We start from the raw sequence: 22,470 nt of genomic DNA on the forward strand, positions 1-22,470 counted from the left end.
AAATAGACAAACCTTCTCTATAATCCTTGTTAATACTCGAAACTATTGTAAATTTTAGTCAAAATGGCGGTTTAAAGACAAAACTGTTTTTAAAATCCGCTATCATACAAGTAAAATAAAGTCTTTCAATTTGGTAGAAAGATACAGGCGTATGCCATAAAATAAGTCCTCACGACTTTTATTGTCTCATTATAATAGAGTAATAACTCGACAAATAAGGAGTTTTGATAAGTGCGCGTAAAAAAAATACTGTCATACAGCCGCTATGCTTTGATGATCTTGTTAGTGGTGTATCTCATTTTGGTTTGGATGTATTTTAAAGACAATGCGCGACATCTAACGTCATCTGGCTTGTTCTTATGGTTTGTATTGATTCCGCTGTTATTACTCAGCTCTATAGGAGCAATTTTGTGGTGGCAAAAAAAACGAGATAAGCAAGAAAACGATGGATCAGATGTGATGTCTGGAGATTCTAGCAAGCATGAAGACGTTGAGACACCTGATACTTATCAGTTATTTATACATAGTCGTGTCTGTCTGCCAGAAGGCGACCATTGGTCTGAGGTGATTGAGAATGACGAAGACTTGACCGTATTAAGTGAGGACTTGGTAGATTTCGATGGATTGCCAATACTGATTAAGCCAATTACAAGGCTCACTGACGCGACTTCTCTACCCAGCGTATATATGACTGATGCGAATATCGCAAATTCCGTTTTAAATGACGACGATAGTGATGATGCCAATAACCATTACGATAATGACATGTTTGACCAAGACGACAAGTATGCAGAGCGTCTAGCAGCACTCAATACGACAACTTTACGCCTATATTCATTGATCCACGAGCAACTTGCTTTGAGCGATGACCTCCTATCCAACCTCGCCGAATATTTCCAGCAGCATACATCAGATGAGATCCAATCCAATTCAGCGATTCATGTTCATCCTGAATGGCAACAGCATTATTTGGTGAGTGCAAACGACGCAAGCAGTGAAGACATTCTGCCTACTACCTCTGATGTCTCACTCTCCGCGCTAGCTATTTATTTATGCTTACCCGCCCGCGCTGATTCTGACTTTTTGATCGCAGCGGTAAAAGAGCAATTAGCGACCTATGGTATTCCCGAAACATTGCTTCGCGTGACCTCTATAGTGACTGATACTGATATTGATGTTTATACAGAAGCCAACTCAGCAGACAGTACCGTCCCTTACGACCCAACTCAATTTATCAATGAGCATCTCCTATCATTGTCGCAGTCAGCTTTGCCTGAGCTTTGCTTAATGATAATTGCTGATACACAGATTGATGAAGAATGGTTAGATAGCTATCGATCCTCCCACTACACCGCTAACGTTGTTCCTACCGAGGCCGGTACACTGCTGCTATTTATGAATAAAGCGGCGCAGGCGCTGCTTGATCCCGATACCACGATCAGCACCAGTATGTTATTGACTGAGATTTGTACGCCTCATGATGAAAATAATGAGAGTAATAAACGTCGCTATCTTAACCATTTAACGACCATAAAAAATCTGTTACTGCATAATGATTTATCTTTATCACCGACCCATACATCCGCACCAAATCCTGACGAAGCGCTGACAAAAAAACCCATCTCAAAATCATCTGACATCAACAAGAATATTAACGAAAAGACTAATGTTCAAATAGAAGATACCAGTATAGTCGCTCTATCAGACATTAATCCATCAATACAGCCTTATGACATATCAGTATATTTGAGCTTTGTTGACGCATTTATAGCAAAAGGTGCTCTAGTAAATGAGCATCATTTAGGGCATTATATGCCATTGAATAATTGGTTAAAGCCATTCATCAGCTTGTCGTTATGCGTGGATTTAGCAGAAACAAACCAACAAGAGTCAGAAAAACTATTTTTGATTACCCAACATAAGCAATGCGCTATGCTGTGGCTGGCTGATTTTTCTCAAACATCTGATTCATAGCTCTTGGGCACGCTTTATCATTGTAAACACTCATTTTATTGTCTTAAGATCACACTAGGTAGCACTCATGTTTTCAAGGTTTTTTCATCTTATCTATAACCCAAGAGTGTTGTTAATTTTGGGAATCATAGTCGCCCTAGTCCTGTTATATGACTATGTGGCCATTAAAACCTTTTTCATCATCGTTGGTATCCTGATCACCGTTACGGTGTTGGGCGGGATTGCTTATTATGTGTGGAAAAAGCGCAAGCTTGCTTCAGATGAGCTGAGTAACTTGGTCGAAGACAAGGACAATACGAGCGACGATGAAGCATCTCAAGTAGCAAAAGATGAAAATACCCAAGAAGTGCAAGCGCTGCGTCAACAAATGCAAGATGCCATCAAAACCATTCGTAAATCAAAGATTGGTGATCAAACGGGCAAAGCGGCATTGTATGAACTACCTTGGTATATGGTGATTGGTAATCCAGCGGCTGGCAAAAGCTCAGCGGTACTACACTCAGGCTTAAAGTTTCCGTTTATGGAGAAGACCAACAAGCTATCGGTCAAAGGTGTTGGCGGTACGCGTAACTGTGACTGGTTTTTTTCAACCGAAGGCATTTTGCTTGATACCGCAGGACGCTACTCGGTCTACGAAGAAGATCGTTCAGAATGGCTATCATTCTTAAACCTGCTCAAAAAAAATCGCCCTAAAGCGCCCATCAATGGCATTATCATCGCGGTCAGTATCGCTGAGCTTACCAAAAACGATCCAAGCTATGCGCTGGATTTGGCCAAAAATTTACGTAGCCGAGTGCAAGATTTAACCGAACAGTTAGAAGTCTACGCTCCCGTTTATGTTGTCTTTACCAAAATGGATTTGGTTTCAGGCTTCCGTGACTTTTTTAATGACTATGAACAAGAAGAGCGCAGTCAAGTATGGGGCGCAACCATTCCCTACCCTGAAGACCCTGAAAATATCAATATTACCGATGTGTTTGAAGAGCATTTTGGTACCTTGGTCAACGGTCTAAAAGATTTGAGCACAACCAAGTTGTCCCTGCGTCATCAACGCACGGTGTCTCCAAGTCTCATGACGTTTCCTATAGAATTTCAGTCATTGCGCCCCATGATACGCACGCTCATGCATGCCTTATTTGAAGACAACCCGTTCCAATTTAAGCCCATACTGCGTGGATTTTACTTCACTAGTGCCTTGCAAGATGGGCAAGTTAGCAGTCAAATGACGCTACAAATGGTGCAAAACTATGACTTGCGCCCGCCTGCCGTATCGCTCAACACGCCGCAAGAAGGCGCAGACAAACCCTATTTCTTACAAGACTTGTTTTCAAAGGTTATCCTAAAAGACAAGCATTTGGTCAAGCAGCACAAAAACCGTAATAAACGCAGTCATCGTGCGTTAGCGACTTTAGCTGCTGTGGTAACTCTGTGCACGGCTGCGGCCTTATGGACATGGTCATACGCCAATAATAAACAGCTTACCGAACGCGTGGTGGCTGACTTACAGCAAGTCGCTGATCAGCAAAAAAACGCTAACGGTGATCTGCAATCTCAACTTGAATCACTGAGTATCTTACAAAGTAGAATTGAGCAACTCGAAGGTTACGAGGAAGACAAACCCTTGTCTTTAGGCTTCGGTCTGTATCAAGGTGACAAGCTCAAACAAAAGCTGCTAGCAGAATATTACAACGGGGTTAGCATCATTGTGTTAGCACCAACCACGCAAAATATAGAATCATTTTTGACGGAGGTAAACGCAAACGCCACTCAGTTAGAGGTACGCACAGAGTCATCAAATGACGATGAAGCCTCTGACACCGCTACTAATGATGCCTATATTCAGTCAGATCCTACGGACGTTGAAGATGCATATAATGCGCTCAAAGCTTATCTCATGCTGGGTAATCATGACAATTTAGAGACCAGTCATTTGAGTGATCAGATGACAAGATTTTGGCGTAACTGGCTTGAAGCCAATCGTGCTGATATGCCGCGTGACAAGATGATTCGCCAAGCCGAGCGCATCTTGAGCTTTACACTGGCGCACGTCGATGACCCCGCCTTTCCATTGATCCAAAACGACTTGGCACTGATCGACAAAACGCGTACCAATCTGTCTAAAGTGAGTAAAGGTCAACCTGCTCGTGAGCGTGTTTATTCCGAAATAAAAATGCGTTCTTCGGCTCGCTTTCCTTCGGTCACAGTGGCTCAGATTACCCAAAATACCGCTAACGAAGCTCTACTTGGCAGCTATGTGATATCAGGTACTTTTACCAAACAAGCCTGGGAGTCTTTTGTTAGTGATGAGATTGATAAAGCGGCCACGACAAGAGTGGTAGCAGATGACTGGGTGCTGGCGACCAGTAGCCAAGACGATCTAACCTTGACAGGTAGTCCTGAACAAATCCGCCAATATCTGGTCAATCGCTATAAACAAGAATATATCAGTGAGTGGAAACGCTTTTTATCACAAGTTTATGTTCGTGATAGTAAAGGATTTAGTGACCATGCTGTCTTATTAAACCAGCTATCTAATGCCACAGAATCCCCGCTAAAAACATTATTTGAGACAGTTGATCGTCAAACTCAGTGGGACAACCAAGCTGCCAGTCAAACCTCAGAAAACGGTGGTCAGTCTCGGCGCTCATTTGTTAATTGGTTCAAACAAACCATACTGCGTCAAAGTCCTGCTGAACTGCGTCAAGCAGAAGCGGCGCTCGGCAGTGGCTCTAATAATGCCGCGCCTGCCACGCCATCTGCCTCAGGTGTCATCTCACAAGAGTTCGCCTCTATACATGCTTTGGTGACGCCAAGAGAAGACAACCAAGACTTGTCTTTACTGGACAACTATATTGCCAGCTTGGGAGACATTCGTACGCGTTTTAACAATATTGCGCGCAGTGACGATATTGGCCCTGATGCCTTATTATTTGCCTCACAAACGCTTAGCCCTGAAGGATCTGAGTTGACCAAGTCTCTACAGATATTAGATGAGCAGATATTGAGTCAAGCCAACTCTGAAATAAAGCAACTCGTTCGTCCTTTATTGAGTGAGCCACTAACTCGATCATTCAATATGCTGCTGACGCCAACGAAGGCAGAAATTAACAAAGTTTGGAAAGCACAAGTTCGTAAGCCTTTCCTTGATAATTTAGAAAAGAAATATCCCTTTACTGCCAATGCCAACTTAGAAGCAACGCCAGCAGAGATTGGTCAATTCTTTGGTCCAGATGGTTATGTGGCACGTTTCGTTAATGAAACCTTGTCTCCCTTTATCATTCGTCGTGGCGATCAAATTTCAAGTAAGATTTGGAATGGCGCAGGTTTGGGTCTAAACCCGCAGTTTGTCGCTGACTTTGGTCGCTACTTTGTCAACTATACGGGCAGCAATAGTGCAGGCTCGTCCAGTTCAGCAAATGGTAATGGCGCATCCAATCAAACGACCTTCCAAATCATGCCGTTACCCGTCAGTGGTTTGACCGAGTATACGATTGTGGTCGATGGTCAACAGCTACGTTATCGTATGGGTACGCAGGCATGGACCACCTTTGTATGGCCAAATCCAAGCAGCCAGCCTGGGGCCAGTATCAGAGCCAAGGATTATGATGGTAAAGATTTTACGATCTTTGAGGAAGCCGGTAGCTTTGGGGTAGAACGCCTTATCAATAGCGCCCGTCGTACTGAGATTGGTGACAACCTCTTTGAGATGGCGTGGACAGGGGACGGCGTCACTGTCTCTGTACGCTTTAGAATCATCAGTGGCAATAGCACTACCGCCAGTCAAGGCCGCTCGACCAATCCATTTACGGGCATGAAACTGCCAGATGAGGTGATCGCGCTTGGGGTCACGCGTACAGCCAAGCCAATTGCTGATGACAATACAGCCAATAATAGCACGGCTGCTACTGGTGCAGCAGCCAGCTCGGTCGCGCCGAACCGCACGCCAGCCAATACAGCACCTGCAGCCCCAGCAGGTCAATTGAATGTCACTGCTAATGCGACTGAGGACAGCCCTGCACCAGCGAACCCCTCAACCAACACTTCTGCCGACGATAATGAAAACCTAGCGGTAACTGAGCAGGAGGAGCAAACGCCATGACTCCTGACTCTTTACCTTTAGTATATTTTGGCAAACTGCCTGCTCGCGGAGATTTTATAAGGGCGCGCGCTCACATCGATGTGACCAATGCCATCGATGAATGGGTCAGCCAAGCGCTTGCCATTTCAAATGACATATTTAATGAGCGTCTCATAGATAAGCAAGATACCAATAGTCTTACCTTTTTAAACTTCAGCCATGTCGACACCAGATCTAATGAAGTGATTACTGGCGTTTTGGTTCCCAGTCACGATAGTGGTGATAGAAACTATCCGCTAATAGGTTTTGGGGTGCAGCACCTTGATAAACCAAAAAACTGGATGAACTATCTGCCCGTTAAGTCATCCAATCTTTGGGATGATACTTATGAAACCCTGAGCGCAGCTAAGTCACAAGCTGACAGTACTCAAGTGATGGAATATCTCAATCATAGCCAGCTCAGCGTCAATACCAGTGCTAGCACTCATTATTATGACTTTATCAACACCGCCACTTTGCACGATATCGCAATTTTAATGGACATTGATAAATCGCAGCTGATTCAACAAATTATTGCTACAGGTCTATTATTTTTGCCTACTTTTGCCAAAGGCTTTCACGGTCTTAATAAAACCATCTGCTGGTCGCTTACTTCTGATAGAGCAAGTGCGATATATATGGCGACTTTTTGGCACGATCTTATCAGTGGATTTTATCAGCCACATCAGCTTTATCTAAATACCTATATATATCGAATTGCTAACAGCTATCGTCTGCTCTTGAGTTTTAGCAAACCAGATGGACGCATACTGGAGCAAATCTCGACAAATGAAGCGCATTATTCTGAAGACTGGGTCGTTATCGCCAATAGTGATTGGACAAAAAGCTATATCGATGAAGACATTGGCTTAACTCGTTTCAATCAAATCTTGTTACAAGACAATCTTTACCTGTATGATGCTAGGCAATTGTTTAAAAAAACCTTTTTGGCACAGTAGCTTTCTTCGTCAGTTCGTTCGTTACTATGCCTTACCGATGTATTTAATCGCTGCATTTAGTCGCTGCTCAATTATTAGTCACTGCTCACTCATAACAAGATGAAAAAGGTACTTTAATGAAAGTCCTAACTAGAATGACAAAAACTAGGCACGCCAGCCTCACAAAAAACTTACTCCTAGTCGCTGCTGTGACCCTGCCCATCAGCGCTGTGGTTCTTGCCGCTAATAATGAAGGTAATGAGCCCAATGGCGCGCAAAACGTTCCTGTCGTTATTAAAGGCGTGGTCGCGACCAGCTCAGATAAGCAGCAACTGCTAGAAAAGCTTAAGGCACAATACCCCAACCAAATAGTTCGGGATGAGATTGAAGTGCGCTCAAACATCAGTCTACCCACCAATTGGCAACAGGTGGCAACGGCTATTATCGATAGTGATATCTCCAACATTCGCCAAGGTCGTATCGACATTCATGGCACGACCATTAGCTTACATGGCAAAGTTGGTAGCATTGAACAAAAACAAGCGATTCAAAATCGTATTCATACACGTCTGACCGATCTTTATCAATTAGAAAACCAGTTGGTCGTAGTAGAAGGTGAGCAACGTCTTATAGATGACACGTTAGGCAATCGCATCGTCGAGTTTGAATCTGGCAGTACCAATCTCACGCCTTTAGGTCTTGGCATCTTAGACGATATGGCCGCCGCCCTGCGCCGCATCGGTGATAAACCCGTTCTGATTACAGGTCATACCGATAATGTCGGCAATCCAACGGCCAATTTAGCTCTGTCAAATAAACGGGCAGAAGCGGTCAAACAATACCTTATCGGTCGTAATATCAACGCCGCCCGTCTTAGCACGGCTGGTAAAGGGGATGCTGACCCTATCGCCAGTAATGACAATGAAGAGGGCCGCACTCGTAACCGCCGTATCGAATTTACCCTTGCCGAATAATGCCATTGCTTACAACGACAATAGTAAATAGGCACGGCTGTTTATGATGCCACGGCTCAAAAAATAGAGACTTGACTATGTTACGCTTGACCAATACCGTCCTCCCCATGCATCCTGATAGGCTCTATGCCAGCGAAGGCAGTACTCAAGCGCCCTATCCAAGTGCTCAGCAAGATATAAATGCGCATCAAGCATGGAAAGACACACTCATCCAAGGCTCCAATGAAGCCGTTATTATTGAACGCTTGAACCCCAATGGTCCGTTTCAATACCAGCAGCATGGTATTGACACTTATGTGCTACAGGTCTATATTCATGAGCGCCATCACCCGCCCTTTACGCCATTTACCCATTTAATCGGTAGCCCTCTAACCTTAAGCTTTGATACGCCTAATGGTTTAAGTTATCGCCATTTGTATATAACGGCTGTGCATCATTTAGATCATGATGGCAGCTATGGCTATTATCGTCTACTCGCACAACCCCTCACTTATCGACTGCATCAACATTTACGTAGCCGCATAGATACGGATTTGTCTGTACAAGCCATGACTGCAGAGCGCGTAGCCCCATTGGATATAGAAATAGTAGACGATAGTGAGGGTGGAAATGTCGGTGAAAGCAGTGCTGGCTGGACACCCGCGCGTATGACTCAATGGCAAATCAGTGATTGGGCACATATTTGCGAGCGACTTGCACGCCAAGGATTGACCGCTTACCTGCGCCATGAGCAAACTGACGAGCATCATCCGCCAACGCTTATCCTCACCTCAGCCTATCCAAGCGATGGCAATGATACCAGCTTAAACATTGGTGCTCTACGCTATCAACAAGTATTACATGACCGCGTCCATGCGCCCGTTTTAGCATTGAGCGAGCAGGTCGTTAGCCAACCGAAATCAGTGACCATGCAGCGTTTCAATAGCGCAAGTGTCGCCCACCTCACTCAGTCCGCTGATGTTGCTACTCGCATTGATAATGATCAGGAGGAAAATCAAACCAGTAATAATGCGCTTACTTCATTGACATTGGACACGCCCGCCGCGTTTGCTCCCGTATCAGATACAGAAACCATTGATGAAGCGTCCATTGTGGCAAGCAGCCTGCAAAGTCACTACAGCGTCTATCATGCATTGTCTCATGCCACCGATTTAAACGTGGCTGACACCTTTATATTGGTCGATCACAGTACGCTGAACCAGCATTACCGCGCTACTCATATCGTTCATTTGGCTCGCAATAGTTTGGCGCACGTGACAGGCTTGACCAATAGTGCCCGTCATCACGAACGCCACGCCTCCTCCTTGGAAGCTGGCAGCCACTTGACTCAGCTACGTCTGATTACCGCAGATACCCCGTGGGTTGGTAGCTTTTATAGTAGGCACGCGCTCCCACCGATGACAGGCATCACTGAGACTCAAAGTGATGGTGACAGCCGCAATCATATGACACCTACCAAGAGCTACCTACTTGATCATGCTGCCCAACCTATCAATCGATTAGAAGCACAAGCAGGGGCTAATTATGGTACACACTTTACGCACAGAGCTGATGACCAAACGCTCATGCAATCTATTGGTGATAGCGAGCACTTAATCAACACAGGTAGCTTATTATCCCAAAGTCGCCCTAGCCTATTTGCGACAGCCGAAGAGCAAGCCGTAGAGAGCGGCTATCGCAACACAGACAATGGCCTCACCGAATGGGTGACCGATCATCGGACAGAACAGGCTTACTCACAGCTAAAAGTGGACAGTGCTGGCGTATCTGCCAGTCTAAAAATGGGCATCATCAATCCAGCAAAAGATAGCGCTAAACATCAAGGTATTAATGCCACCACCAATGCTCAAATCAATATCAAATCAGGCGAAGCACTTGTTCTATCAACCCAACCACAAACCCATGCGCAATCAGAACAACACAACTATCAGCACCACACCCCTACCTTGACCCAAACCAGCCTTGGCGGTCAGCATTTGGCTGAACGTTTAACGCAATTGGCCACGGGGTTAGGACGCAATGTTAATGACCATAGTGTCATCAAAACCCAGTTAGAGAATATCAGCGACGAGCAGCAGACTAAAACCTACCAACAAACACCCTACACCCTTATCGATAGCGCGGCTGATAGCAGCTACGTCAGTGAAGACCTGCTAATACAGCGGTCGATGAGTGAGATGATAACGACGACTCAGCAAGATATGATGATCAGTAGTGGTGACAGTCATAATCAAGTCAGTAGTGAGTCACTCAATATCATAGCCGATGGTCAGTTTAGTATGACCAATGCTAAAGACAGTATCATGCTGTCTGCGCACACAGGTAAGCTTGAAGCGACGGCTAAGCAAGATGTGAATATATCCTCCTCGACTAAAGAGGTTGAAATAGTAGCGGCGAACAAGATTACGCTGACAGCGGGCGGTGCTAGTATCACGCTTGATGGCGCTGATATTACGATTGCAGCGAAACAGTTTACGGAGAAAGGTGGTAAGCATAGTAAGGCTGGTGGTGGAAATGATGGGCTTGGGTTGGTGGGGTTGCCGAGTTTGATAGCTGGTGCGATGTTTAAAGCGCAATTTAAGTTTGCTGACGATGATGATATTCCCTATGCCAACACATCATATATTGCGATCAATGAGAATACGAAAGAGACATTTGAGGGTGTAACTGATGCTGAAGGCAATACTGAGACGTTCTTTAGCTCTAATCCTGATGAGATTAAGGTTCATTTGAAACTAGATAACTATACTGCTCAATTCAGATTCACTGACGACGATGATATTCCCTATAGTTTCGTTGACTATATTGCACAAGCTGAAATAACGGGGGATATGTTTGAAGGTACGACTGATGAAGATGGCTTTACCGATATGATGTATACCTCTATAGAACAAAATATGACTATCCACTTAAAAACAGATTTAAATGAGGAGTAGCACATGCCTAGGACACCAAATGAACGTCAATCTAATCCATTCGCTGTTTTTGGTACTAGTAATGCGAGTACAGAAGACCTTCAACATGCAGCTCGAATACCTTCAGACCGTATGTCAAGCACTAGAAGTCAAGAAATTCAACAGCTCACTAAAACTACTATTAGTAGATTCAGAAAATGTCACTGTAAACTTCCCTATGCTGATGATTTCAAAAAACACTATTTGTTTTATGACAGCTATACGGGAGCACAAGCATGGGAAAAAATTGGTGGCAATATTGGAAATGGGTATGGCATTAATCATCCAAACGGAGTTCAAAATTCATGTGCTGCAAGAGTAAGCTATGGATTGAACAAAGCAGGTAAACTTATTCCAAAAAGTGCACCTTCTGCGAATCTAAACATAAAAGAAGGTAAAAGATACATTATTGATGCTGGTGAAATGAATAAATACTTAAAAACATTGGCAAAGCCAGATTATACTCTTACTAATAGCACCGATTTTTATAAACTTAAATCAGCTTTAACTCATGAGGATGTTTTTATTATGGCTAAGAAAGGGCATGTAACTGTAGTTACTATGAATTATCAGGATAGATATGCCACGTCCTATCTTGGAGATGTTTGGCTTCTTCCTACTAGGAAATGTAAATGTGAGTAGATTATGAAAGAATTTGTATTGATATCATCACTATTGTTGTTTGGTTGCGGTGCAACTGAGCCTTCGAATCAACAATTAAATACTAATAAAGATAATAGTAATTCGATTAATGAACCTGATGTTAGAAGAACTTCTATTTCATCAGTTGATTCGATTAACATTCCATCTAACGGTTTACAGTCCACTTATTCAAACGATGATTGCTCTGAAATATTACAAACACCGCATACTAAGGACTATGACTACAATGCAAAAAAATCTTTGAATAAGATATTGAACTCAGGTGATCCTAGGAAAGTAAATTACTTACTACATCCCATCAAGCAATTACTAGTTTACTGCTATCAAAACACAAGTTCAGAATGCTATATCGAAGGAATACATGACGGGAAAACTTTCAAATATGATATCTCTCAAGTTGAAGGTCAAAATAGAGGCAAACTTACATTTCATAATAATAATATTGAATCCTCTAAAACAACGCCAATAAAATGGATGGCTGTAGAAGACGATTATGTCATGGTACTTATGACCTCAAAAATAATAATGAACTCGCAACAATACACATTACATGAGCCATTAGTTATTGAGTATGAAGCTGGAATGATGGTTAGATAATTAATTTAGGGGCTGTAGTAGATAAGGGTTAAATATCACACCATTTTCTCAGCGTTTTAAGTTGATTGGATGTTGACCCATAGTTAAATATAAACTCGCACTCTTTCAAGAATAAATAGCCTTCGCTGTATTTTTTTACTTAGTTTACAATGGTTTATCTTCATAAAAGTAGTCTAGCATAGTGCTTATCTACTACAGCACCTTAATTTATGATTAAAAAAATATTTAGCAATCGGTTCTTTTTTAGCTTTCTCTTTTTAGCTACTGCTTGCAAAACAGAAGAAGAGACCATTACGCCTGACAACCCTCTAGAAATCTTATTGAAATAACTGCTACACAGCTATATTCTGCCAACCCTGAAACGAAGCTTTGCAAACAGTGGAACTTAAACCTATGAGTAGTGATTTCCAGAATTATACCTTTCTAATTAACACCATTTTTTTGTCAACTTTATTAGTATCAGCTTCGTGCTCTAGTCATAGTTATGTTTCAGATCAAAAATACCAAGTAGCTGATAATTTGCATATAGCATCAATAAAAGAAGATCAGAGTCTAAAATTATTTATTGAAGATATTTCAGGTAACAAAATTGATTTAGATACCATTGAAGTACCAAATGATATACCAAAATTAGAGTATGCTTTTTTCCGCAATATAGATGGACAGTCTTATATATTTTCAGCAATATCATATTCTGAAGATTATAGAAATGCTAATCATCCTTACATTAATTACGAGTCATTTTATCTGGCGAATGTTTATAAGTGTGATTCAGACTATAGGTGCAGCTATGATAAGAAGTTAAGTAACTTTTTTGGTACTGGAGGAGATTTAGTAAATTACGATACTAATGAGGTATTAAGCACCTATCTATATAAGAATCAGTCTATCGTAGAAAAAGGGATCGAATCAGATTTGTTCCGTAATAGGTTAAGTAGTAAACAAACGAATGGTTATACTACAAACACGGCTACAGTGAAATACGATTCATTCTATGATGAAAATAACACTGACTATCTTTCAGTAGGCTCTAAATTTAATGTTATCGATGCCTCATCAGGTTGGCTAGAAATAAGTTATAACAAGGATGATCAAGAACTACAGGGTTACATAAGATGTGAAGATACTAATTTATGTTCCTAAGTTTAAATGACGAATACAACGCTTAACGCAACTTGAGACTATCAACCCAGCCGCAAACCCACGCACAAACTGGACAACATCATACCCCGACCCTAACACAAACCAGCCTTGGCGGTCAGCATTTGGCTGAACGTTTAACACAGTTGGCCACGGGACTTGGTAGAACCGTTAATGACCATAGTGTCATCAAAACACAGTTAGAGAGTATCAGCGACGGGCAGCGAACCACAACCCATCAAACAACGCCCTACATACTCATTGATAGCGCGGCTAATAGCAGCTACGTCAGAGAAGACCTGCTAATACAGCGGTCAATGGGTGAGATGATTATAACGACTCAGCAAGATATAAACATCGCCTCCTCCATCAAAGAAATTAATGTTGTTACAGCAAACATCCCTATTCCAACTCTTGAATCAATGCTTTCATCTCTTTAATTTCACGCTTCTGCGTTTCAATAATGCCATCAGCGAGTTCGCGTACTCTTGGATCTTCTATATCCGCTCTAGAGCTTGTCAAAATAGCGATAGAATGATGCGGTATCATAGCTTTCATCCAGCTGACTTGATTGACAGTTGCTTGGGATCTCACGCCCCAAATGCCTACTGCAAATAATAGTACGCTCAGTCCGTAAATCATTAAATTTATCTTGGTCTTTTTATACATATTGGTCATAAATGCCAACATAATCACCGCCATGGCGGCACCCATATACAAAGCCATGTATGCTCTGGTTTCACTAAAATAAATGTGATCCCATTCATAAGTATTAAAGTACATCATGATATACATCACAATGGTAGACGTCAGAATCATTAGGGTAAACTTTATATAAGGATTCATGTGTTTTTGATCGGCATGATTCATCAGTCAGTCTCCATCAATGTGATAAATCTTCTAAAACTTAGTACCTATCACTAGCTTCGAAGTTTTAGCTTGTAGTTGGTATTTTATAATCTAACTTCAGCATATATGCACTACGCTGTCAATCCTAAAGCTTTAACTTGGAAGGGGTTAATTAAGCAATCTGGTAGCGAAAATCAAGATGGCGCCACGATTGCTAATAAACTCTCCACATGATTTAAAAAACCCATAGTAAAAAACTGCTTGCAAATAAGATACTATCAAAGTATCTTATAACTCATGTCAAATACAAACACCCAATTCTCAATTGCTGTCCATATCCTCACTGGGCTCGCTAAATATGAAAAACTGAACTCTAACGAGCTTGCGGTCAGTGTCAACGCGAACCCAATTTTTATTAAGCGAATTCTAGCCAAACTTTCAAGTTTTGGACTGGTTAGTACTTCATCCGGAAGAAATGGTGGAAGTACACTGGCACGTAAAGCAGAAAACATCTCTTTGTATGACGTCTATATGGCCGTAGAAGCGCCTAACACATTTATGGTACATGGTTATCCAAAGAACTTTTCGTGTGAAATCAGCACTAACATTCAAGGTGCAATGCATGATGTTCTTGAAGAAGTACAAAGCGATTTGAAAACAAAATTAAGCTCTATATCAATTGATGATATGGGGAAAAAGGTGGCAAAGAAAAAATAGGCTTTTTTTTGCCTTATTTAGATACTATAAAAGTATCTTATTAGGAGATAATATGTCAAAGTTAAATGGTAAGATTGCGCTCGTAACGGGTGGTAACTCGGGAATAGGGTTTGCTATCGCAAAGCAATTCATTCAAGAAGGCGCATCGGTCATCATTACCGCCCGCAGAAAAACACAGCTCGACGAGGCTGTGAAGGAGCTGGGTGAAAGAGCAACAGCATTCGTAGCCGATGTTTCTAAGCCTGAAGAGCTCAGTAATTTATATAAGATGATCCAAGATAAATTTGGTGCGTTAGACATTGTTGTTGCTAATGCAGGAACGGGAGAATTTCAACCGCTTGGGGAGATAACAGAGGAAAGTTACGACAAAACATTCGATACCAATGTAAAAGGGGTTATTTTTACGGTTCAAAAAGCGCTCCCTATTCTCTCACCTTCAGCATCTATCATTATTACAGGCTCGACAGTGTCTGTGAGCGGAACGCCTGCCTTTAGTGTCTACAGTGCAAGTAAAAGCGCGGTAAGAAACCTTGTTCGAAGTTGGGTTATTGACCTTAAAGGAAAAGGCATACGCATCAATGTTTTGAGCCCTGGCGTGACAGAAACACCAGGACTTCTTGGTCTTGCCGAGCCTGGGAAAGAAGAAGAACTCTTAGCGTCATTCGCCTCTCAAATTCCTCTTGGACGAGCTGCTAAGCCAAAAGAGATGGCCACGGTGGCAGTTTTTCTTGCGTCTGATGATGCAAGTTACGTCAATGGAATAGAGTTATTTGTTGACGGCGGCATGGTTCAAATCTAAAGGCGCACATATTCAACGGCGGCCTACTTTTGTCTTACATTGATTTCGAAGATAATTAGACCGCTTAAGATATGAGAAAACAATGAGTAAAAAGAGTCAGTTTCTGATAAGTTATGATAAGTAAATAATTTAGGGACGTGTATTGCCTAATTGATATAATGATGACTGCACGCTTACTAAAACTGTTTAGTATTTTCTGAAGCCGCCGCCTTTTGCTGCCCTGATTTCTTAAATACTCTACCAACATGGATCAAACTGATCAGTTTAATAATCGGCTTAATGAGCAACTGCGCGCTACCTGCAATAAATAACCATGTACCATCTGTCGTCAATGATTCTTTTAAGAAGAAAAAACTACCGATCAGAAACCAAATCGCGATGAGCAAATCATTCACAGCACCTAAGGCGTCATAACGTCGCTGTATCACAATATGATCTTGCCCAATATCAACATCTAGCTTTTTACTATCACTCAAAACTTACTCCTTAGTCGCATATCGCTTATTGAGCACAATATTTAATTATTAGATAAGATCGCTGAGCCAAAAAATTAGCATACTATTAATAAATAGTTTTTACAAAACACACAGACACAAAAAAACCCCAAACAAAGTTATGTTTGAGGCGAAACTTGCTTAAACTTTACAGCTTAAATTCGTTTTCTGCTTACTACAGAATATGGCGCAGCGGACGGGACTCGAACCCGCGACCCCGGGCGTGACAGGCTAGACCCACCATATTTCATTAAGTGACTTTAATGTATATTAAGATATGAGTCCTTACATAACAACGGTTCCATCCAATATTTAACCATGATGTTTAGCATACTTTAATACAGTTTACGCTAACTAATAATCTTATTTTGGTCACCTAATAAGTATAAATATTATACTTATATAAAGATAAAAAAGTATAATATTTATACTTCATATAATAGATATTTTAATGATCTTAATTGATTTTCCTTTTATTTTAACCAGTAGAGAGGTGATAGTCTTTTATTTTTTCTCTATCACTATTAGCTTTAACCTTAGCCGAATATATGCTTAAATCGTTATAATAGATTCTACTATTCCAGTGCTAACACTCTAAACAAAATAAATCTGAATCATAGTTAGTCATGATTCAGATTTATTTTGTTTAATCTTTAAAAGACCTTTAACTACACCTATATCACACGGAATAGTGATTATATATAAAATCAATAATGCACATAGCTATAGAAGAGATTATAAGAAACAATGTTCCTTTACTTACTCTTTTGTTCTTCGCATTATCAAACATAAATAGTACAGTGCTACCAAACATAAAGTAAGCTGCCCAACTATCAACTCCTAGTAATAAAAAAAATATAAAACTAACTATCCATAATAAACATTCTTTCCAAAATCCTTTACGTATTATCGCTTCATTAAGGGAAGTCATATATTAGTATTCTCTTTGACAGGCTGAAGTATTAATAGTAGCTGAAACTAGTTTTGAATTAAAATATCCTACTGCGAATAAAGAGAGTAGTCCTACGATAGCAGGTGCAGCAAAAACAAATAATAACCCAATGATAGCTACAGTTAGTAATGTCATTCCTATTATTACAATTTGTGTTATGAGGCTTGAGTTACAATTATTTGCAAGGTTAACTATATTCAAAATATGGGATAGTAAAAATATAGATCTAGCTATTCCATTTAAAAAATCTGGAAGAGAGTTGCCTAGAATCGCAAGTAATCTTATATAAACGTAACCCAAGCCTACAACACTAAGTATTTTCTGTATACCAGGAATAGCAGTAAAACCTCCATCCAATCCGCCACCAATCATATAAGCCCCAGCACCTGACTCTGGATCTAAGATGGTATAGCCCGTACCTGACCAGCCATTAAGAGTAATTTGAGTGTCATGCACTGTGACGGTTTTACCTGCATTCACGCCGTTACGAATATCCGTCATCACCACATCGCTATGGTTCAGCTTTGGCAATATCTCAGCATAGTTGGCTTTAGTGATTGTATAAATAGTCTGACCTTGCTGAGCGGCAAGACTGAGGGCTTTTGTCGCACTGATGCCATCGGCTTCTTTTTCTGGCGTATCAGGGTTGTCAAACAGTTGCTAGAAGATTGACAGTATAGGTTAACTCTCTTGATGGTTTACAAGCTTTAGACTTCTCTCTATTATTGTCTACTTCTAATAAACATAAACCTGAATCATGCTCAGTCATGGTTCAGGTCTTATGTGTGTCTCATACTTAGATTATCTATTCATTGTTGACAGCACTCTGCATATCATCACCGTTGATAATAGCTAGATGCATTTTAGTACTTAAAAATGAGCATTTATTCCATATGCTATTCTCGAAAGTGACAGAATAAAACCTTGCGTTATCAAAAATACAATTATTAAAAGTTGTATTCTCTGAATATATATTGATAAAACCTGAACCCGAAAAGTCACAGTTAATAAATGTTGCGTCAGTAAAAATAGCGTTTCTCAGTTCAGCGTTGCTTATATTACTATTACGTATTGTCATATTTTCAAAACTGATTCTATGTAAATCCATATTGGACAGATATAAACCTTCATCTGTATCAAAATATAAAGATTTCTCAGTACAGTTATCACTGTTATCAATATACTTTAAAGTAATCATTTATTTCCCCAGTCTAATATATCTATCTTAATATCCCTGATAGGATAAGCCAGTGGTATCTGACTTGGTGCAACGTGAGCTATGCTGAAGAAACCGTAGAGGTAAACTTGTTGATAAGCTTAAATTTTAGGGAGCAGTTATCGCCAAGATTTTTAATAGCCTTGGTCACAAAATGGTCACCGTTTGGTCACTGAGCACTTGGTCACCGACTTTTAAAAGATAGAGCTCATGCGAAAGAACTTATCATTCATGCATCATTAAAGAGCAGAACTTTTCTTAACGGTCAATAGAGGCAAACAACCAGCCCTTATAAAAAAAGGTTTTAAGAGGAAATACAAGCACAAAAAAACCCCAAACAAAGTTATGTTTGAGGCGAAACTTGCTTAAACTCGTAAGTTTAAATTCGTTTTAAATATGGCGCAGCGGACGGGACTCGAACCCGCGACCCCCGGCGTGACAGGCCGGTATTCTAACCAACTGAACTACCGCTGCTTAGGTCGTTTTAGTCTATTTTACCACGTCTCTAAATCAGTGGTGGGTGATGACGGATTCGAACCGCCGACATTCTGCGTGTAAGGCAGACGCTCTACCAACTGAGCTAATCACCCTGAGAACCGTTAAAAAATTGCACTGCAATTTTAGGTTCGCAAGCGAATTTTCCTTAAAGGGAAAATTCTAGAAACTTCACACCTTTAATTGGTTTGAAAAGTTTCTTTAAAATCTAGCTAATTAAGATTGTCACCTCTTAGTCAACTTTCACAGAAGCTAACTTAATTAAGTCCCCTTGCTGTGGGTGTGTATTATATAGATTTACACATGGCTGTCAAACAGTATTTACCACTTTTTTAGATATTTTATTCATTTTTAACTGTGATTCTGACAAGCATTTGTTTTTATTGATTTTATATTTTTATACAAAACCAATAATGTTTAATCTCTACCTTACTTACTGACCAATGCTTGTTCAATATCGGTCTTTATAGCGTCTGGCTTGGTGGTTGGCGCATAACGATCAATGACTTGACCATTACTACCGATTAAAAACTTGGTAAAGTTCCACTTAATACCATCGGTTAGCAAACCGCTCTTTTGGTCTTTAAGCCATGTAAAGACTGGATGAGCGTCTGAACCATTGACATCAACTTTTGCCATCATGGGGAAACTGACACCGTAGTTCTTTTGACAGAACGCGCCAATTTCATCATTGCTGCCAGGATCTTGGCTGCCGAACTGGTTACAAGGAAAGCCGATCACGACCAATCCTTGATCTTTATATTGCTGATACAGCGCTTCTAGCCCTTCAAATTGCGGTGTAAAACCGCATTTACTTGCGGTATTGACGATTAGCAACACGTTATCTTTGTAATCAGAAAAGTCTTGCACGCTGCCGTCCATACGCTCGGCGGTAAAATCATAAACAGTGCTCATTATTTGTCCTTAAATGGGTGGTGTTTTTATTATTGTTTGACGAGAAGTGCGATTTGCTAATCAGTCTGAATATACAGGGCCTGACATTAAAAAGGAAGCAACACGTGCTTCCTTTCTTTATTCTTTACGTGATGACGTCATCTAATAGCTAATGTCATCTCATAGCCAATATAAAAACTATTTTTCAGATTTGTCTAAATCGATAGATACTGAGTTGATGCAATAGCGCATACCAGTGGTCTCACGTGGCCCATCAGGGAATACGTGCCCCAAATGCGCGCCGCAGTTACTACACGTCACTTCTGTGCGAGTCATGCCCAATGAGTTATCGACATGCTCATCTATAGCACTATTATCGACGCCTTGGTCAAAGCTTGGCCAGCCACAACCGGCATCAAACTTACTGCTTGAATCAAACAAACTGGCGCCGCAACCTTTACAGCGATAAACGCCATCATCAGTCGCATCGTTATAGACGCCCGTAAATGGTCGCTCTGTGCCCTTCTCACGCATGATGTGATACTCATCAGCACTGAGACGCTCTTTCCAATCCGCTTCGGTAAGTTGGCTGATTTCTTCTTTGGTCAGTTGATTGTCTTGCATAACTTATCCTTATTTGATTATGTGTTACTTAAGATATTATCAAAAATATATCGTTGTTTGCCTATTTATAAAAGCATGATTATAAAAACGATGTGTTGTATCTGCTGGTTACCGACTCACTATTCAAGGGACAAGTGGTGAAAATACGAACGCAGTACCCTATTAATTAAGGCGCTCAAACATAAATTTTGAGCAAATAAATAATGGAAGACCTACGTAATGCAAGTTATTCTTGCAATTTTATATTATCTTAAAAAAACTTGGGCTGGGACTTGCGTTTTTATTATTCATGCAATAATATCTTGCATTAGCGTTTAATTTACGTTGCAAATACTAAAAAACGCTCTTTAAAGTATTTTCTAATACAGAGTAAGAGATTAAAAAAGGCATAAACGATGACAGTTGATGACAAGCACGTAAACTCACAAGCTGAGCGATTGATAAAGTTACGCCGTGCTAAAGGGCTGACGGCTGAACAATTGGCACAAGCAATGACCGCCGCAGGCGCAAAAGTAAGTCGCGGTGCAATCTCTAATTGGGAGCGTGGTACCAATGGTATCGTCTCATCCAAATTGCCCACACTCGCGCGTATTTTAGGCTGTAGTGAAGGCTATTTATTGCGCGGCGAGCATCAAAACGAAGCCAATAGTGATGGCGATAATAATACAACGTCAATCAGTGCGGCAGTCCAAGTGAGCGAAGAGCGACATAGTACTGCGACAACATCAGCCTCGCCTAATCATAAAACTCAAATAAGTGGGTTACCCCTAACCTCTGATACTCAGCAACTGTCACAAAAAAATCCCATGAGTGGTCACTCTATGAATACAATTAAAAAATCTGATAAATTACAAAACGTTTGCTATGACATTCGTGGCCCTCTATTACAGACCGCCAATAGAATGGAGGCTGAAGGCAAAAGCATACTAAAGCTGAACGTGGGTAACCCGGCACCCTTTGGTTTAGAAGCCCCGCACGAGATTTTGCGAGATGTGGCTATGAACTTGCCTGAAGCAACTGGCTATTCGGATTCGCAAGGGATTTTTTCGGCGCGTAAAGCGGTCTTGCAGTACTACCAATCTAAAGGACTACTGTCAGCCGTCGATGTGCGCGATGTTTATCTTGGTAATGGTGTCTCTGAGCTGATTGTGATGACCATGCAGGCCTTGATGAATGATGGTGATGAGGTGTTGATTCCGATGCCAGACTACCCGCTTTGGACAGCGGCGACCAATCTATCCGGCGGTACAGCCGTGCATTATCGCTGCAACGAAGAGGACAACTGGCATCCTGATATTGAAGACATAAAATCTAAAATCACGAGTAAAACCAAGGGTATTGTGGTCATTAACCCCAATAATCCAACTGGTGCGCTTTATAGTGATGACTTACTCAAGCAAATTATTGATGTCGCTAAAGAGCACAATTTAATCATCATGGCCGATGAGATTTATGACCGCATTCTTTATGATGATACCGTACACACGCCGATGAGCACTTTGACCGACGATGTACTAGTTCTCTCCTACAATGGCTTATCAAAATCACACCGTATCGCTGGCTTTCGTGCAGGCTGGATGATGGTGTCAGGGCGTAAGCAACATGCTGCCGACTTTATTGAAGGCTTAGATATGCTGGCATCGATGCGCTTGTGCTCCAACGTTCAAGGTCAGTATGCCATCCAAACGGCCATGGGCGGTTATCAAAGTATGAAAGATTTGACGTCACAAACCGGTCGCCTATACAAGCAGCGCGAAATGGCGGTATCGCGACTCAATGCGATTAAAGGTATTTCTTGTACCATGCCACAAGGGGCATTTTATTGCTTTCCAAAGATGGATCCAGATATTTACCCAATCGAGAATGATATGAGCTTTATGATGGATTTGCTTATCGATGAGAATGTTTTGATGGTACAAGGCACAGGATTTAATTGGGACAAGCCCGACCACTTCCGCTTGGTATTTTTGCCAAACCTTTATGACCTAGAAGATGCAATGGATCGCTTAGATCGCTTTTTTGCCAAAAAACGTAAGCAATTTGGTACAGATTGAACATTGCTTAAACGCGGCT

General features: G+C 41.2%; 18 protein-coding genes, 2 tRNA genes and 1 pseudogene. 12 read left to right on the forward strand and 9 right to left on the reverse strand.

Annotated elements, in window-relative coordinates; all coding sequences use genetic code 11:
- The first annotated feature begins 231 nt into the window (after nucleotides 1-231).
- The 7 genes from AAJP47_RS01020 to AAJP47_RS01050 all read left to right on the forward strand — a co-directional run bounded on the left by AAJP47_RS01020 (nucleotide 232) and on the right by AAJP47_RS01050 (nucleotide 12,217).
- Nucleotides 232-1,974, forward strand: coding sequence for a hypothetical protein (locus tag AAJP47_RS01020; protein WP_346716055.1), 1,743 nt, complete (start codon nucleotides 232-234; stop codon nucleotides 1,972-1,974).
- A gap of 67 nt (nucleotides 1,975-2,041) precedes the next feature.
- Complete coding sequence (gene tssM, locus AAJP47_RS01025; protein ID WP_346716056.1) at nucleotides 2,042-6,073, forward strand: type VI secretion system membrane subunit TssM; 4,032 nt, start codon at nucleotides 2,042-2,044, stop codon at nucleotides 6,071-6,073.
- Nucleotides 6,070-7,050, forward strand: coding sequence for a type VI secretion system-associated protein TagF (gene tagF / locus AAJP47_RS01030; RefSeq protein WP_346716057.1), 981 nt, complete (start codon nucleotides 6,070-6,072; stop codon nucleotides 7,048-7,050). Before tssM ends, tagF begins: the two co-directional genes overlap by 4 nt.
- A 134-nt stretch (nucleotides 7,051-7,184) precedes the next feature.
- Entirely contained in the window at nucleotides 7,185-8,003 is an 819-nt protein-coding gene (locus tag AAJP47_RS01035) for an OmpA family protein (protein ID WP_346716058.1), read from the forward strand.
- Between the two features lie 77 nt (nucleotides 8,004-8,080).
- The gene (locus AAJP47_RS01040; RefSeq protein WP_346716059.1) at nucleotides 8,081-10,939 is read left to right on the forward strand and encodes a DUF2345 domain-containing protein; all 2,859 of its coding nucleotides are present in this window, start codon (nucleotides 8,081-8,083) and stop codon (nucleotides 10,937-10,939) included.
- A gap of 3 nt (nucleotides 10,940-10,942) precedes the next feature.
- Entirely contained in the window at nucleotides 10,943-11,599 is a 657-nt protein-coding gene (locus tag AAJP47_RS01045; protein ID WP_346716060.1) for a T6SS effector amidase Tae4 family protein, read from the forward strand.
- A gap of 3 nt (nucleotides 11,600-11,602) precedes the next feature.
- Nucleotides 11,603-12,217 carry a hypothetical protein gene (locus AAJP47_RS01050; RefSeq protein ID WP_346716061.1) on the forward strand — a complete coding sequence of 205 codons (615 nt, stop codon included), beginning with the start codon at nucleotides 11,603-11,605 and terminating at the stop codon, nucleotides 12,215-12,217.
- A 28-nt stretch (nucleotides 12,218-12,245) separates the two neighbouring features.
- Here AAJP47_RS01050 and AAJP47_RS01055 read toward each other — a convergent pair.
- Nucleotides 12,246-12,332 (reverse strand): annotated as a pseudogene (locus AAJP47_RS01055) (IS1595 family transposase); the annotation flags it as partial.
- A gap of 278 nt (nucleotides 12,333-12,610) precedes the next feature.
- On the opposite strand from AAJP47_RS01055, the gene AAJP47_RS01060 reads away from it, so the two are divergent.
- Together AAJP47_RS01060 and AAJP47_RS01065 are read left to right on the forward strand one after the other, a co-directional pair.
- Nucleotides 12,611-13,360 (forward strand): hypothetical protein, encoded by a 750-nt coding sequence (locus AAJP47_RS01060; RefSeq protein WP_346716062.1) that lies wholly within the window; start codon nucleotides 12,611-12,613, stop codon nucleotides 13,358-13,360.
- A 32-nt stretch (nucleotides 13,361-13,392) separates the two neighbouring features.
- On the forward strand, nucleotides 13,393-13,797 hold the full coding sequence (locus tag AAJP47_RS01065; RefSeq protein ID WP_346716063.1) for a hypothetical protein: 405 nt from the start codon (nucleotides 13,393-13,395) through the stop codon (nucleotides 13,795-13,797).
- Here the strand turns inward: AAJP47_RS01065 and AAJP47_RS01070 are convergent.
- Nucleotides 13,760-14,227 (reverse strand): DUF305 domain-containing protein, encoded by a 468-nt coding sequence (locus AAJP47_RS01070; protein ID WP_346716064.1) that lies wholly within the window; start codon nucleotides 14,225-14,227, stop codon nucleotides 13,760-13,762. The two genes, AAJP47_RS01065 and AAJP47_RS01070, sit on opposite strands and share 38 nt — an antisense overlap.
- 276 nt (nucleotides 14,228-14,503) lie before the next feature.
- Between AAJP47_RS01070 and AAJP47_RS01075 the strand changes: the two genes are divergently transcribed.
- Entirely contained in the window at nucleotides 14,504-14,923 is a 420-nt protein-coding gene (locus AAJP47_RS01075) for an Rrf2 family transcriptional regulator (RefSeq protein WP_346716065.1), read from the forward strand.
- Between the two features lie 52 nt (nucleotides 14,924-14,975).
- Entirely contained in the window at nucleotides 14,976-15,722 is a 747-nt protein-coding gene (locus AAJP47_RS01080) for an SDR family NAD(P)-dependent oxidoreductase (RefSeq protein ID WP_346716066.1), read from the forward strand.
- 176 nt (nucleotides 15,723-15,898) lie between these two features.
- Here the strand turns inward: AAJP47_RS01080 and AAJP47_RS01085 are convergent, their stop codons facing one another.
- From AAJP47_RS01085 to msrB, 7 genes are all read right to left on the reverse strand, one after another.
- A complete protein-coding gene (locus AAJP47_RS01085; RefSeq protein WP_346716067.1) occupies nucleotides 15,899-16,198 on the reverse strand; it encodes a YrhK family protein in 300 nt (99 codons plus the stop codon).
- A 952-nt stretch (nucleotides 16,199-17,150) separates the two neighbouring features.
- Nucleotides 17,151-17,669: a hypothetical protein gene (locus tag AAJP47_RS01090; RefSeq protein ID WP_346716068.1), complete on the reverse strand. Its 519-nt coding sequence runs from the start codon at nucleotides 17,667-17,669 to the stop codon at nucleotides 17,151-17,153.
- 304 nt (nucleotides 17,670-17,973) lie between these two features.
- The gene (locus AAJP47_RS13435; RefSeq protein WP_497198665.1) at nucleotides 17,974-18,366 is read right to left on the reverse strand and encodes a pentapeptide repeat-containing protein; all 393 of its coding nucleotides are present in this window, start codon (nucleotides 18,364-18,366) and stop codon (nucleotides 17,974-17,976) included.
- A 415-nt stretch (nucleotides 18,367-18,781) separates the two neighbouring features.
- Nucleotides 18,782-18,858 (reverse strand) — tRNA-Asp (locus AAJP47_RS01095).
- A gap of 40 nt (nucleotides 18,859-18,898) precedes the next feature.
- Nucleotides 18,899-18,974, reverse strand: a tRNA-Val gene (locus AAJP47_RS01100).
- Between the two features lie 334 nt (nucleotides 18,975-19,308).
- Nucleotides 19,309-19,794, reverse strand: a complete 486-nt coding sequence (locus tag AAJP47_RS01105) for a glutathione peroxidase (RefSeq protein ID WP_346716069.1) — start codon at nucleotides 19,792-19,794, stop codon at nucleotides 19,309-19,311.
- Nucleotides 19,795-19,971: 177 nt separating this feature from the next.
- Nucleotides 19,972-20,397, reverse strand: a complete 426-nt coding sequence (gene msrB / locus AAJP47_RS01110) for a peptide-methionine (R)-S-oxide reductase MsrB (protein ID WP_346716070.1) — start codon at nucleotides 20,395-20,397, stop codon at nucleotides 19,972-19,974.
- Nucleotides 20,398-20,792: 395 nt separating this feature from the next.
- Between msrB and AAJP47_RS01115 the strand changes: the two genes are divergently transcribed.
- The gene (locus tag AAJP47_RS01115) at nucleotides 20,793-22,451 is read left to right on the forward strand and encodes an aminotransferase class I/II-fold pyridoxal phosphate-dependent enzyme (protein ID WP_346716071.1); all 1,659 of its coding nucleotides are present in this window, start codon (nucleotides 20,793-20,795) and stop codon (nucleotides 22,449-22,451) included.
- The last annotated feature ends 19 nt before the right edge of the window (nucleotides 22,452-22,470 follow it).

Source organism: Psychrobacter halotolerans (assembly GCF_039680845.1).
In the GTDB taxonomy this organism is placed as follows: domain Bacteria; phylum Pseudomonadota; class Gammaproteobacteria; order Pseudomonadales; family Moraxellaceae; genus Psychrobacter.

Coding starts and splice junctions, on each gene's coding strand:
- tagF (WP_346716057.1), top strand. CDS start 6,070: ATGACTCCTGACTCTTTACCTTTAGTATATTTTGGCAAACTGCCTGCT.
- msrB (WP_346716070.1), bottom strand. CDS start 20,397: ATGCAAGACAATCAACTGACCAAAGAAGAAATCAGCCAACTTACCGAA.
- AAJP47_RS01105 (WP_346716069.1), bottom strand. CDS start 19,794: ATGAGCACTGTTTATGATTTTACCGCCGAGCGTATGGACGGCAGCGTG.
- AAJP47_RS01115 (WP_346716071.1), top strand. CDS start 20,793: ATGACAGTTGATGACAAGCACGTAAACTCACAAGCTGAGCGATTGATA.
- AAJP47_RS01080 (WP_346716066.1), top strand. CDS start 14,976: ATGTCAAAGTTAAATGGTAAGATTGCGCTCGTAACGGGTGGTAACTCG.
- AAJP47_RS01040 (WP_346716059.1), top strand. CDS start 8,081: ATGTTACGCTTGACCAATACCGTCCTCCCCATGCATCCTGATAGGCTC.
- tssM (WP_346716056.1), top strand. CDS start 2,042: ATGTTTTCAAGGTTTTTTCATCTTATCTATAACCCAAGAGTGTTGTTA.
- AAJP47_RS01075 (WP_346716065.1), top strand. CDS start 14,504: ATGTCAAATACAAACACCCAATTCTCAATTGCTGTCCATATCCTCACT.
- AAJP47_RS13435 (WP_497198665.1), bottom strand. CDS start 18,366: ATGATTACTTTAAAGTATATTGATAACAGTGATAACTGTACTGAGAAA.
- AAJP47_RS01050 (WP_346716061.1), top strand. CDS start 11,603: ATGAAAGAATTTGTATTGATATCATCACTATTGTTGTTTGGTTGCGGT.
- AAJP47_RS01090 (WP_346716068.1), bottom strand. CDS start 17,669: ATGACGGATATTCGTAACGGCGTGAATGCAGGTAAAACCGTCACAGTG.
- AAJP47_RS01045 (WP_346716060.1), top strand. CDS start 10,943: ATGCCTAGGACACCAAATGAACGTCAATCTAATCCATTCGCTGTTTTT.
- AAJP47_RS01070 (WP_346716064.1), bottom strand. CDS start 14,227: ATGAATCATGCCGATCAAAAACACATGAATCCTTATATAAAGTTTACC.
- AAJP47_RS01035 (WP_346716058.1), top strand. CDS start 7,185: ATGACAAAAACTAGGCACGCCAGCCTCACAAAAAACTTACTCCTAGTC.
- AAJP47_RS01060 (WP_346716062.1), top strand. CDS start 12,611: ATGAGTAGTGATTTCCAGAATTATACCTTTCTAATTAACACCATTTTT.